Source organism: Candidatus Tisiphia endosymbiont of Nemotelus nigrinus, assembly GCF_964026475.1.
Lineage (GTDB): Bacteria > Pseudomonadota > Alphaproteobacteria > Rickettsiales > Rickettsiaceae > Tisiphia.
Genome location: NZ_OZ032151.1, coordinates 1280646 through 1294776, shown reverse-complemented (window position 1 = coordinate 1294776; position 14131 = coordinate 1280646). Strand labels below are relative to the sequence as shown.

Here is a 14131-nt window from a genome sequence, read left to right as displayed (position 1 = left end):
GCAATCCTGTTTTGTGTCATACCTGCGAAAGCAGGTATCTAGATTCCCGCCTACGCGGGAATGACAGCTTACAAATTGTTGCGTCGACCTTTGGTCTCCTCGCAATGACGGCGTAATACTAGTCAGAGTTAGCTATATATCGAATTCAGGTTAGTTAGCAACACCCCCTATATAATTAGGATATTATTATGATAGCATTTCTAAAAGATTATAGCTTTAGTGAAAGCGAAAGAAAATGGCAAAAATTTTGGCAAGAACAAAAAATTTATCTTTGGGATAAAAATGAAACAAGAGAAAATAGTTTTGTAGTAGATACTCCGCCACCAACAGTCTCAGGACAACTGCATATAGGACATGTTTATAGTTATACCCAGGCGGATTTTATTGTCCGTTTTAAACGGATGCTAGGTAAAAATATTTTTTATCCAATCGGTTTTGATGATAATGGTTTGCCTACCGAACGTTTAGTTGAAAAACAAAAGCAGCTAAAAGCAGCTAGTATGGCAAGAGAGCAATTTATTGAAATATGTAAAGATGTTGTTATTTCTGAGGAGGAAAAATTTCGTTCATTATTTAATCAGATGGCTTTATCGGTTGATTGGACCTTAGAGTATCAAACAATTAATCCGTTATCACGAAAAATATCACAAATGTCATTTTTAGACTTAGTCGATAAAGGAGAAATTTATCGCAATAACCAACCAATATTGTGGGATCCAGTTGATCAAACGGCTTTGGCTCAGGCTGACATTGAAGACCAAGAAAAAACCTCAATGATGAATGACATAATTTTCCAGACCAATAAGGGTGAGAAGATTATTATTGCTACCACTAGACCAGAATTGTTAGCAGCGTGCGTTGCGGTATTTTATAACCCAAATGATGATAGATACAAACATTTGCAAGGGCAATTTGCCATAACACCTCTATTTGATGTTAAAGTACCTATTTTAGCAGATGATTTAGTGCAAATAGATAAAGGAACTGGGCTTGTTATGTGCTGTACTTTTGGTGACGTAACCGACATAACTTGGTGGAGAACACATAATTTACCTATGAAGATTATTATAGATAAAAAAGGTATGATAGATTTCCCAGCCGAATTATCAAATTCATCTTCTTATAATCAGATAAATGGCTTAAAAATAAAAGATGCTAGAAGTAAAATTATTGAAATCTTAAAAGAGAAAAATTTATTAATTAAACAAGTAGAAATTACTCAAACAGTAAAATGTGCTGAACGTTCAGGGGCACCACTAGAAATACTTACAACACCTCAATGGTTTGTTCGTACGATAAAACATAAAGACATTTTAATGCAACGAGCAAATGAGATTAATTGGTATCCCCAAAATATGAAAATTAGGCTTGAGAACTGGATAAATAGCCTATCATGGGATTGGTGTATAAGTCGTCAACGCTATTTTGGCGTGCCATTCCCTGTTTGGTATTCTAAAAGAATTGGTGAAGTAGGCAAAGCTATCTTTCCAGATATAACCCAACTACCAGTAGACCCCACTCAGGATTTACCAATTGGCTATTCGCGGGAAGAGGTAGAGCCAGATTATGACGTTATGGATACTTGGGCGACTAGTGCCATCTCGCCGCAATTAAGTAGTCACGGTATATCTGAAAAATTTAATATAGATGCTGAGCGTCACCATAAATTATTTCCAGCTGATTTACGACCGCAAGCTCATGAAATTATTAGGACATGGGCTTTTTACACAATACTTAAAGCCCAATTGCATGAAAATACCCTACCTTGGAAAAACATCATGATTAGTGGATGGTGTCTTGCATTCGATCGTAGCAAAATGTCAAAATCTAAAGGGAATATTATTGTACCACAAAAATTGCTAGAGCAATACGGTGCTGATGTAACGCGTTATTGGACTTCTAAATCTAGACTTGGAGCAGACACTGTTTACTCTGAAGACGTAATGAAAAATGGTAAGAGGCTTGTTAATAAATTATGGAATGCTTGTAAATTTGCGGCTATTCATTTTGATAAATTAGACCCGCTAGATAAAAATGCCCAGATTTCTGATATAGAAAGCAAGATTTGTCATAAATTTGACCAATGGTTAATAGTAAAGCTAGTTGAGCTAGTAAACAAAGTTGAATCAGATATGCAAAATTATGAATATACCGATGCTATGGATTCGATAGAAAAGTTTTTTTGGTCAGTATTTTGTGATAATTACCTTGAAATTACCAAAACCCGGGCTTATAACATGGATGGCTCAGATAATAAGGAGCAGTATAGTGCTGTGATAACCCTGTATCATTCTATAAGAATTTTGCTAAAATTATTAGCTCCTTTCCTGCCACATATAACGGAAGAAATTTGGCAAATTTTATATAGTAAACAATCTATACATACACGGGGTAATTGGTCTCAAATCAAAAATTTATCTTTTCCGGTAGATCAAACTCAGCCTGATAGACTTGTTAGAATACTAGACTTGGTTAGAAAAGCTAAAGCAGAAAAGAATTTATCAGTCAAAGCTGATATTAAGCTACTAGAAATTATAGGAGAAAAACTTTCTGATGAGTTAATAATAGATCTCAAAAACGTTACATCTTCTCATAAAATAGAATTTGTCGAGGATTTTTCATTAACAAATCAGGTTTTAAAGAATGGTGATATCGTAGTTAATGTAACATATTGACCGTAATAAATAAATCGTCAATGAAGAAAACAATAAAAATCGGTACAAGAAGAAGCCCTTTGGCTTTACTGCAGACAAATTTAGTAATTGACCAAATTAAAATTCATTGTCCACAGGTAAATTATGAAATAGTATCAATAGTTACCTCTGGTGATTTGATTAAGGATAAAAATCTGTATGATATAGGTGGCAAGGCTTTATTCTTAAAAGAAATAGAAACGGCTCTGATAAACGAAGAAATTGACTTAGCTGTACATTCTTTAAAAGATGTACCTTGCAAAATACCGTCAGAATTGATGATATGTGCTGTACTTGAGGGAGAAGATGCACGAGACGTATTTATCTGCTTGAACTATAAAGCAATAGAAGAATTGCCTTTTGCCAGCAGAGTCGGTACATCTTCAGTACGTAGAAAAGTTCTAATACAAAGAAAAAGACCTGATTTACAAATTGTTACTTTTAGAGGAAATGTTGATTCAAGAATAAAAAAATTAATGCAAGGTGATGTTGATGCAACCATTTTAGCTTATAGCGGCTTGAAAAGATTGAGGCTATTTGATGCAAAATATTGCCACTTGATGGATATAAAGGAAATGTTACCATCTGTAGGGCAAGGAGTTATAGCGGTAGAGATAAGAAAAAATGATCATAAAATGCAGGAAATATGTAATAAAATTAACCATTTTGAAACATGGGAGCTGATACAAGCTGGCAGGGCGTTTCTAGAATATTTAGATGCAGATTGCAGAACCCCTATAGCTGCTTATTCAACATATATATACTCAAATGATTTGAATATAGCTGATAAGGTTATTCATACAGAGTTTATGCTTGCCAATTTTGAAGGTAGTAAAATAGTTTTTCATAGTGAAATTTCCGATCCAAAAGATGCTAAGAATTCTGGCATAAAAGCTGCCAAAAATATGATATTTTGAGAATTAAAGGATACTTTTTACCATTATAGCTAACACTACAGTTGTAGATTTCAAAAACTAGAAACCATATTGTAAAGAAAACCCTCAAATTTTCTATAATTTATTCAGTCTACAACTGTAGTGCTAGGTTATAAGAACGAACAACCGTCATTGCGAGCCACGAAGTGGCGTGGCGATCCAAAAAACAACGTGCTGTTGCAACTTTTGGATTGCTTCGTCGCGCTTACACACTCCTTGCAATGACGCTTGTGTAGCATAATCTCCTTATAATTTTTTGCTATTTTTACGATAGAATAAAAAATGTATGGTACTATCGTTGCTATGGGTAATAATTATTATTTCGTTTTATCTATTTTAGTTCTTAGTGGTATCATATTTGTATATTATAATATTCCTTAAATATAAAATCTCTTACTAATTATGGTGCAATTTGTTACCTTACTAGGTCTTTCAGAATATGAAGATACGGTAAAATTAATGGAAAATGAGGTTGCAAGTTTAATCAACAAATCATCGAAAGAGGTTGTTTATTTAGTTGAGTATAAGGATATCTATACTGCAGGTACTAGCTTTAAGGCAAACGAATTACTAGATACTGGAGATATACCGGTAATTTATACTAATAGGGGAGGAAAATTTACCTACCACGGTAGTGGACAAAGGATAATATACCCCATTCTTGATTTAGCATCAGAATGGAGACAAAAGGATTTAAAATTATATATAAAACTATTGGAGGAATGGATTATAAATAGCCTGTTATATTTTGGAGTCAAAGCTTTTACTATAAAAGGTATGGTAGGAATATGGGTAAAAGAAAATGGTGTACCGGCAAAGATTGCCTCAATAGGTGTTAGAGTTAGAAAATGGATTACATACCATGGTATTGCCGTAAATATTTCAACAAATCTTGAAATGTTCTCTGGAATTATTGCTTGTGGGTTAAAAGGTATGCCTGTCACCTCATTAAAAAAACTTGGTGTTGATATAACGTTAGAGCAATTTGATGAAATTATTAAGGGTAAATTCTTTGAGGTTTTAGATAGAAGATGAAAATATTCAGTATATTCCTATGAGTTCAATTTATCACATACTTGATAAGATTCCTGCTATCTATCCTGAAGACATGCAGATAGAATATGAACAATTAGCTCAGCAATTAATTAAATCAGGTAAACTTAGAATAGATACGGATAATAGTTGTAATTTTGCAAGATTCTCTGATCCAAAATTCAATATTAGTTTGATGGTAAGTAAGGAAGAAATAACAGACCCAAATTTAATTGAACAAACTAATCAGTTATTTAGAGCTTTGTATAAATCTTCTATATCTGATAAAAAGTTGGCATCGATTTATGCAGATTTGAAAAAACAAATTCAAAAGTTACAGCCAGTTAGCCAATTAGTTACTGAAAGATTAACAAGGATTTTTGTTCAGTCGGCACATCCTATAGTTATTAGGTGGTTATTGCATGATAAGGTTCAGGTATTTATTACTTATTCTCATAATATTGGTGATATGATGGATATAGTTGATTGGCAACGTTCTGGCTCCAATAGTGGCATGCAAAGTACTGATGGCAAGAATGTTGCAGTCTTTGTGTCATGCGGTGGTAATCCATTTGCTGAAAATGATAAAAATCACCCAACTTATGGTGATGGATGGGCAGCAGTTGCTAGGTTACAAATTATAGCTGGACAGGAACTCGGGCATTTTGCTGATATTAAAAGAGATGCTAGTGGTCGTCAAATAAGTCGTCATTCAGCCAATTTTTCTGGAACGAAAGCAACGCCTCACGTAAAACATGCGAGGAAGGATGATATTATTAATTGCAATAAATTATTAGCTAACCTTCTCTCCATGGGAATGAGGCAAATGATTATTTATGAAGAAAAGGTAGAATTTTATAATAGGAACAAGGTACATGGCATAAGGGGTTATTGGGCAAGATTACTTGGATTAATCTATAAACAAAAATTTTTATTTTCTTTTAGGTTCTGTGAAGTTTTCTAACGAAGCCATATAAAAGCTCCAACAAATTGCAAAAAAGACAAGAAAGCAGTAGCAGTTTTATCAAATCTCGAAAAAATTCGTCTAAAATGTTTAATTTTACCAAAAAAACATTCGATCGAATGACGTTCTTTATAGATATGTTTATCGTACTCCCTTTGCTGTTTTCGGTTCTTTTTTGATGGAATAACAGCTATACAATTTTGCTCTTCAAGCTGCTCAATAAAAGCATTGCTATCATATGCCTTATCGGCAAGGAGCATAGTATTTTTAATATCTTTAACCAATGAGTTGGCTTGTGTAATGTCATGTCTTTGACCTGCAGTTAAAATAAACTTTAAAGGATTACCAAGAGCGTCAACTAAGGCATGGATTTTAGTAGTAAAACCTCCTTTACTACGCCCTAAAGCTTCTTGATCTTGGCTATCTTTTTTATAACCTGCTGAGCATGCATGGGCACGAACTATAGTAGCGTCAATCATTGTTGATTCCATGTCAGGATTAGCTTGTACTTGCTCAAACAAATCGGTCCATATTCCTTTATTAGACCAAGTTTTAAACCTCATATGCACTGCTCGCCATGAACCATAAACACTCGGTAACAACCGCCATTGGCATCCTGAACGTGTTATGTACCATATTGCTTCAATAAATCGTCTAAGCTTATCCTCATTTCTTGTTTTTATATCTTTTCTTTTTCTTAATATTTCAATAATTTGTTGCCATTCTCTGATTTTTATATGATAATTCATTCCGGTAGTGTTTTTGATTGTCTAAAATAGAAAATACACTACCTCTCCTTCTTTTTAATTTATTTTTTTACAAAACTTCACAGAACCTAGTAGGAAGGATTTACTCTTTATTAAGAGATTTGCAAGAGAACAATATATGGGTTTGATGATTAGAGCTATGATCGAAGATATGAAGTTTAATTTAGCCCCAATTGCAGATGTTTATAAAAATAGTGACCCCGAAGTTGAAGAAACAATTGCCTGTATAGAGGCTCTAGCTAGAGTACCTCAACAGGTGATGAAATGGGGATATTTAACAACTATGGAAACAATGAAAGGATTATATAAAATATATTACTATGAAGTTATACCATCTTTAATTTCCAATTATGTATCAATGACTAAGCAAAGCTACAAACGCAATATGTCAAAGCCGAGATCTCTAGCTAATTTCTTTCATAAGATAAATATATTTAGAGAAAAAAAACTAGCATTTAAACAAGTCAGAGAAATATGATGGAAAAGTTAACAATTCTATTTTTTTTCATTGTATCTTTACTCATAAATCGCCACCTCCTTGCTTAAAAATAAATCTTATGATGTTATAATGTTACTATAAGTTTAATATTATAACAAATAAAAATTTAGAACAACATATAAAAAATGAACTTATGGTTCTGGCATTTAGAATTTTGAAATTCAGTAGCACTTCCCAAGCTTTTATAATATAATGCAGCTAATAGCGGTGTAATGGCTAATTTGCTTAGCCTATATCAATAAATTAAGCATTCGTAGCTCAGCTGGATAGAGCGTTGCCCTCCGAAGGCAGAGGTCGTTGGTTCGAATCCAATCGAATGCACCATTCTTCGATTTCAGTGCATTTTATGAACATGTCAAACGGTGGACGCAGCTTAAAGTCTAGCTTCCCGTTTTTTAATTTTAGGTTCGTAAATACTAAAAAAGCCAATTACTCCTTCTAGGAAACTGCCTGCAATAACTACCTTAACGGGTTATAAATGTGAATTTGACGTAATGTTGGTTGAGATTTTATTGTTATTAGTATATACTATTAAATATATACTAAATTATTTGAGGTAAGTATGCATCAGGAAAAAATATTTATGAACGGTAAAAGCCAAGCGGTAAGACTACCAAAGGAGTTTAGATTTCCTACTAAGGAAATTAGTATAACCCCTTTAGGTAAGGGGATAGTGTTACAACCATTATTAAAAACATGGAAAGAAGTTTTTGAACAATTATCACTAATACCAACAGATGATTTTTTTAATGAAGGTAGAGTAGATTTCCCAGCTCAGGAAAGAGAGGAATTAAAATGATATATATGTTGGATACTAACATTTGTATTTACATAATAAACCAACATCCTACTAATTATTATCAAAAACTAGATTTATTAGAGAAAACAAATGATCTAGTAATTTCCTCGATAGTTTTGGCTGAATTACAATATGGAGTTGCTAATAGTAAACATAAAGAACAAAACCAGATTAAGGTAAATACTTTAATAAGTAAATTAGAAATACTAGATTTTTCTGCAAAATGTGTAGTTTATTATGGGGAACTACGAGCAGAACTGAAACAAAAAGGAACAATTATAGGTAATAATGACTTATTAATTGCTAGCCACGCACTTTGTCAACAAGCTATATTAGTTACTAATAATTGTTCGGAATTCCAGCGAGTGCCAAACTTAATCATTGAGAACTGGGGCTATAATGCAATCTAATGAATTTGGATCGCCACGCCACTTCGTGGCTCGCGATGACGGTTGTTCATTCTTATCTTTAATCGTCGTTGCGAGAAGACCGAAGGTCGACGAAGCAATCCATAAAAGTAACCATAAGTGGATTGCTTCGTTCGGGCTTCGCGCCTTCTCGCAATGACGCCGGTTATTTTTCCACAACCTTTAAACTGTCATGATTACCTTAGATGAGTTGGTTAAAAAAAACTGCAAATTAAACAATTCTAATGCTTCTGCTAATGCTTTTGGCAATGGTACTAAATTATATTGTTGATCAAAAGCATTACCATATATTTTGTTGATATTATTGATTTTGTTAGGAAATTCTAGACCTAATAATATAGAGTTTAAAATAGTAAAAATTGCCAAATAAGGATCGGTTAGTGGGTTTGATATTCTATGTTCTAGTCTTCTAGGAGATGAGTCAGGAATGCGTACGGCAACAGTTCTGTTATTATTACCAAAAGATACATTAGTTGGTGCCATAAAATTTTCATCTAAACGAAGATAATCATCTTCATTCGGCATAAATATCAGAAAACTATCGAGCATATAATGGCAGATACTCTGCCCCATTAGATCAAGCATATCAGTATTTGCCCATAGTAAACTGACATCATTGCAAGGAGCCGCTTTAGCGGCAACGAAGCAATCTAATGAATGTGGATTGCCACTACACTCACGTGGTCTTGCAATGACGTTTGGGAGTAAAGTATCTTCTCGCAATAACGTTGAAGAGTCCATAAAATTTACATGAAAATGCATACTACTACCATAATCGTTTGGAAATGGTTTGGCAGAAAAATTTACATTACCTCGCAATTTTTTTGCAATAATTTGTATTTTAGACTTAGTGCTACTAATTTTTCCTATATACTCCATTATGTTAGTAGAAGGTGGCAAATCTATTTCAAATTGATTATCACCTTTTTCTTTCTTAACTACTATGCCAAGCAGAGTTTGCAATTCGAGTGGATCAATATTTTTACTTAAATAAAATTCTATTTCTACTCCAATGCAAGGTATTAACGAGTAATCTGTTTGGAACTTATTGATGATTTTTTGTAATGCATTGCTTTTTTGTAAGTGATCTGATAATTTATAGATGAATTTTTGCGGGGTTGACATGTGGATGAGTTTATAAAAAATAAAGTTTATTATAAAATTTTTGATAAAAGCTTCAAGCAGTCTAGTCATATTTATACTAAAAAAAATAAATCTGGTGTTCCTAATAACTTGGAGATTGTTCAAAATAATAGGTTAGCAGTAGTTAGGCACTATAATGCCGGTAATATTGTTATTTTGCAGCAAGTACATAGTACCAAAATTATTGATGCTGATTTAATTACTAATAGCGACACTGATCCGGAAGCTGACGGAATTGTTACTACCAAAAAAAATCTAGTACTAGCAATACAGACTGCTGATTGCGTTCCTGTTTTATTAAGTAGCGAAGATGGTATGGTTATAGGGGCTGCTCATTGCGGTTGGCGTGGGGCTAAAGATGGCATTATTAACAATGCGGTAGAATTAATGCAAACCAAAGGAGCCCAGAATATTAAGGCTATTATTTGTCCTGCTATTCAACAATGTTCCTATGAGGTTGATCAGGAATATTACGATAATTTTGTACAGCAACGAGCTGATTACTCAAGATTTTTTATTAATTCCACGAAAATAGGATATTATATGTTTGATTTACCAGCTTATGTAGAACTGCAATTGCAAGAAGCAGGCGTTAAAGATATAATTAAAATATTAGAGGATACCTATAGCAATCCAGAGAAGTACCAAAGTTACCGACGTTGCTGCCATACCGGAGAATTATATGATCACACAATATTATCTACTATTGTAATTAAGAGTTAAATAAGCTTTGTTAACAGTGCCTAGATAGTTTTTTGTTTAATTTTATTATTTTGTAAATTATGTTTATTAAAGATTTTGAGGATAAAGGTTTTTTATATCAATGTACTGATTTAGAAAGACTAACAACACTAATGAGTAACAATAAAATCTCTGCTTATATTGGTTTTGATTGTACAGCTCAATCTTTACATGTTGGTAATCTGATGCAAATCATGATATTGCGTCTATTGCAACAATATGGGCATAAACCAATAGTACTCCTAGGAGGAGCAACTAGTAAGATTGGTGATCCTACTGGTAAAGATGAGGCAAGAAAATCTTTGACAAAAGAAGAAATTGCCAAGAATGCTGAAGGTATAAAAAAATCATTATCAAAATTTATCAAGTTCGGTACAGGGGCAAATGATGCAATATTAGTTGATAACTCAGATTGGCTAGAATCATTAAATTACTTAGATTTTCTTGGCAATTTTGGTAGTTTTTTTTCTGTGAATCGTATGTTATCTATGGATTCGGTGAAATTACGTTTAGAGCGAGAACAGCATATGAGTTTCTTAGAATTTAATTATATGTTGTTACAAGCTTACGATTTTTATCACTTAAACAAAGTATATAGTTGTTCGTTACAAATAGGTGGTAGCGACCAATGGGGTAATATAATAATGGGCGTTGATTTTACCAGAAAACTAACTGGTAATGAAGTTTTTGGTATGACTACACCATTATTAACGACCGCTTCTGGCAATAAGATGGGTAAGTCTATTGGTGGAGCAGTGTGGTTAAATGAAGATATGCTAAGCCCGTATGATTATTATCAATATTGGCGAAATTGTGAAGATCAAGATGTAGTCAAGTTCGCTAAATTATATAGTGAGTTAGAGGAAAATAAAATGCAAGAATTTACCTTACTTGCTGGCTCTGATATTAATGGTGCCAAGAAACAATTAGCCTTTAACTTAACAAAACTGTGTCATGGTGAACAAGCAGCTATAGCAGCATTAGAAACAGCTAGAAAGGTTTTTGAACAAGGAGAAATAGACATAAATTTACCAACTATCGATATCAAACATAGTAGGTTAACTATAGGTATTCCGGCATATGAATTACTTCACGAGCTAGGTCTTGTTGAGTCAAAATCTGAGGGGCGTAGGCTCATTAGAGGAGCTGGAGCTAAAATCAATAATCAACTAATCGCAGATGAAAATATGATGGTTGACTTGACTTTTATGCAGGACAACCAAGTTATTAAGGTTTCTGCGGGTAAGAAGAAGCATATGTTAATTAGATTCCTTCCTGAATTAGGTGATAAAATATGATAAAAAGGCAACAATCAAAGATTTGCTGCTAAGATATTTGATATACATAAAAATACAATTAGTCGTTGAAACGTAAGGAAGAGAAGGAATTGATAAAATCAGTTAGCTGCAAGCTTATCTTTTTACATCATATTCACCAGATTTAAATCCTTACTTTTACCCACAAATATTTTGTCAAGAAAGGATATTATCATTTTAGTCCTTATATTTTAACTCCACAGAGTAAGGAGCAACCTTTGAAAATATTTTCCCAACTATTGGTATTTTAGTGATAATAGTACTAGCAAAAAAGAAAGAAGGTATCACATTACCTTTAAGTCTTATTTGGTGTTTATTAGTATCTATTGTACCTTTCATGGTAAAATCAAAAAATGGTCCAGCAGCTGATGTATCAGTAATATTTATGGTATTACCTATATAACTAAAGTTACCAGTCATGCTATTAAACAAGATATCCTTATTATTTAATATAAAACTCATAAAACCTGGGAACGAAACAAATGATATCATTCTAGTTAGAAAAGACATATCAGTAGTAACAAAACGTTTTATGTCAAATGTACCATCTAGGATTGGTATCATTTCCCCCGTCTTAACCTCATGTCTTTTTGTATCAAGTGTTAGATTGATAATACCAGATTTCATGTTATTATACATGCCAATACCTCTAAATAAAGCTCCAGCATTATCACAGGTCACTATCCATTGCTCCATATCTTTTTTTTCTGTAAGTAGCATTTTAAAAGATTTAGTGCCAATTTTTGAATCTAAAGAACCAGAAAAGCATTTTATTTTATCACAATCAATTTGTAAATTAACCTTATCAAGCATTATATTATTTTTTAACCGCACCCTATTTACATCAACTTTTAAATGAATATTTTTTGACTCCCCTTCTTTCTCTAAGAATTGCATCATATTAGACCTAGACAAATCTAGTTGTTTCCCTTGAATTTCGGCACTCAAGCTGTCTTTACCTAAAACCAACTTTCCTATTAGATCGGTCGTATCGTAAGTAATAACAGGTAAAGTAACATCATACTTAGTATCTTGTACTTTAACCTTACCAACTATTTTTAAGTTATCTTCTCCCGAAAGATTAAAATTAATATCACCCTTTAGATCATCATATAACTTGCCAGTTAACACAAGTTTAGCTTCATTAGAAAGCTTTTTATGTATAGATATTTTATCAATATAAAATTCCAAGTTCTTGAGATTAGCATTGGCTTTGATGAAGCCAGTATTAGATTTACTTTTCTTATCTTGTTGCTCTTTATACTCAAAATCTAGGACACTACTACCTGAAATTAACTTGAACATACCAAGTTTCTGGTTATTACCAACAATGGTAGTTTTTACTTTTAATAGATGCTGATAATCATCATGGTTATTATCCTCAATATTATATTGATAAGTAAAATTACTGTCATAGTCATTAATTTTACCTGTACCCATTAAGTTTAGCTTATCACCATTAAATGTTCCGGTTATTTTGGCATTTTTTAATATGACATTGTCACTAAATGCTTTGGTATTCACTCCAGTTATTATCGTAGAGATATCATAAATATTTTTCATAACTGGGTTAAGCGGTACTATTATGCTAATTTTTGAATTAGCTATTCCAGTAATTTTTTTAAGGTCGATTCCCTGTTTCTTTACTTTATTATAATCATCATTTGACATAAAATCAATTAGATCGATAACCTGTCCTTTAGCTATGGCACTAAAGATAACATTTGATTTATCCATCCCTTGCCAATCAAAGGTTATTACCCCATCGGAAATAAGACTGTTACTACTATATGCCTCATTTAATATAAACTTAACCGAGGTTCCAGATATAGTAATATCTGTATCAATTTTTCTTAAAGATGGAAAGTCTGCATCATATTTACACTCAAGATCTATAACCCGCAGCTTAGCTTCTACTAAAACAATATTTTTTTCTAAATTATTCTTATCAAAATTAAAATCAAACTCTCCATTTCTAATATAACCATCTTTAATATATTCCTGTAAAAATAAAATTACTGGGTTATTAGGGATAATTTTTTCTGCAATTTGATAAATCATTATAGGAATATTCTCAATATTTCCACTAGCTTGAATTATGCTACCATCTAAGATACTATTGAATGATAGATAGGCTTTATCACCAAATGCTAACTTACAATTGATTGATTTCTTCGAAGTTATAGAAATTTTACTTTCATAAGAACAAACTCCTTCCCCTTCCGGTAATTTCTTACCATAACTATCGAGTAGAGTAATATTGTTTATAGGACGTAAGTTTAACTCTGTTTCAATCTTATTTTCAAAGAAATCTACAATGTATTTAGCAGATATTTTAGTATCTATTATGGGTTGATTATCTTTAGCAATTAAGGAAAAACTATCTATATCAATAATACTATGAATTAATGGTTTGCTTATTATATTATCAATAAAAAAACTAATCTTGAAATCGCTAATTTTACCTTGGGTGTTATTTGCGAAATCCATAAAGATTTTATCGATTGACAAAATATTATGTCTTATTTGTAAATTACCAACCCGTATTTTCATATTTTTTTTATCGAGGTAGAATTCTATTATTTTCTTAATGGGCTTATCTAAATACCCTTTACTACCGCTGAATATTAATAAACTTAAAATTACTACAATTGTGCAAACTATTATGCTTAGGTTGATAAAAAATCTTTTAATGAGCATCATTTTATTATTTAGTATTTGGTCAATTAATATATACTTCATATAGCTAATCAGATTAGTATTTATCCCGATAATGTTTAAATAGGACAAATACTAGTCAGGTTATAATAGCAT

General features: G+C 32.3%; 10 protein-coding genes, 1 tRNA gene and 2 pseudogenes. 10 read left to right on the top strand and 3 right to left on the bottom strand.

All coding sequences use genetic code 11. The features are described from left to right. The first annotated feature begins 188 nt into the window (after window positions 1-188). From AAGD39_RS06110 to AAGD39_RS06095, 4 genes and pseudogenes are all read left to right on the top strand, one after another. Window positions 189-2675 (top strand): valine--tRNA ligase, encoded by a 2487-nt coding sequence (locus AAGD39_RS06110; RefSeq protein ID WP_341756478.1) that lies wholly within the window; start codon window positions 189-191, stop codon window positions 2673-2675. Between the two features lie 20 nt (window positions 2676-2695). After that, complete coding sequence (hemC, locus tag AAGD39_RS06105; protein ID WP_341756477.1) at window positions 2696-3610, top strand: hydroxymethylbilane synthase; 915 nt, start codon at window positions 2696-2698, stop codon at window positions 3608-3610. Window positions 3611-4030: 420 nt separating this feature from the next. Beyond that, the gene (lipB, locus tag AAGD39_RS06100) at window positions 4031-4663 is read left to right on the top strand and encodes a lipoyl(octanoyl) transferase LipB (protein ID WP_341756476.1); all 633 of its coding nucleotides are present in this window, start codon (window positions 4031-4033) and stop codon (window positions 4661-4663) included. Between the two features lie 19 nt (window positions 4664-4682). Further along, a pseudogene (locus AAGD39_RS06095) lies at window positions 4683-5594 on the top strand (DUF2748 family protein); the annotation flags it as partial. Between the two features lie 26 nt (window positions 5595-5620). Here AAGD39_RS06095 and AAGD39_RS06090 read toward each other — a convergent pair. After that, window positions 5621-6373: an IS5 family transposase gene (locus tag AAGD39_RS06090; protein WP_341756107.1), complete on the bottom strand. Its 753-nt coding sequence runs from the start codon at window positions 6371-6373 to the stop codon at window positions 5621-5623. Window positions 6374-6461: 88 nt separating this feature from the next. Here AAGD39_RS06090 and AAGD39_RS06085 point away from each other — a divergent pair. The 4 genes and pseudogenes from AAGD39_RS06085 to vapC all read left to right on the top strand — a co-directional run. Further along, window positions 6462-6869 (top strand): annotated as a pseudogene (locus AAGD39_RS06085) (DUF2748 family protein); the annotation flags it as partial. 268 nt (window positions 6870-7137) lie between these two features. Further along, window positions 7138-7214 (top strand) — tRNA-Arg (locus AAGD39_RS06080). Window positions 7215-7452: 238 nt separating this feature from the next. Continuing rightward, window positions 7453-7689, top strand: coding sequence for a type II toxin-antitoxin system antitoxin VapB (gene vapB / locus AAGD39_RS06075; RefSeq protein WP_341756475.1), 237 nt, complete (start codon window positions 7453-7455; stop codon window positions 7687-7689). Next, window positions 7686-8099: a type II toxin-antitoxin system tRNA(fMet)-specific endonuclease VapC gene (gene vapC, locus AAGD39_RS06070; RefSeq protein ID WP_341756474.1), complete on the top strand. Its 414-nt coding sequence runs from the start codon at window positions 7686-7688 to the stop codon at window positions 8097-8099. Before vapB ends, vapC begins: the two co-directional genes overlap by 4 nt. Window positions 8100-8279: 180 nt before the next feature. Here vapC and AAGD39_RS06065 read toward each other — a convergent pair whose 3' ends face one another. Next, window positions 8280-9242, bottom strand: coding sequence for a glutamine synthetase (locus AAGD39_RS06065; RefSeq protein ID WP_341756473.1), 963 nt, complete (start codon window positions 9240-9242; stop codon window positions 8280-8282). On the opposite strand from AAGD39_RS06065, the gene pgeF reads away from it, so the two are divergent. Both pgeF and tyrS read left to right on the top strand, forming a co-directional pair. Further along, window positions 9243-9983 carry a peptidoglycan editing factor PgeF gene (pgeF, locus tag AAGD39_RS06060; RefSeq protein ID WP_341756472.1) on the top strand — a complete coding sequence of 247 codons (741 nt, stop codon included), beginning with the start codon at window positions 9243-9245 and terminating at the stop codon, window positions 9981-9983. A gap of 56 nt (window positions 9984-10039) precedes the next feature. Beyond that, window positions 10040-11299, top strand: coding sequence for a tyrosine--tRNA ligase (gene tyrS, locus AAGD39_RS06055; RefSeq protein WP_341757252.1), 1260 nt, complete (start codon window positions 10040-10042; stop codon window positions 11297-11299). Between the two features lie 195 nt (window positions 11300-11494). Here the strand turns inward: tyrS and AAGD39_RS06050 are convergent, their stop codons facing one another. Further along, a complete protein-coding gene (locus tag AAGD39_RS06050) occupies window positions 11495-14059 on the bottom strand; it encodes a transporter AmpG 3 (RefSeq protein WP_341756471.1) in 2565 nt (854 codons plus the stop codon). Between the last annotated feature and the right edge of the window lie 72 nt (window positions 14060-14131).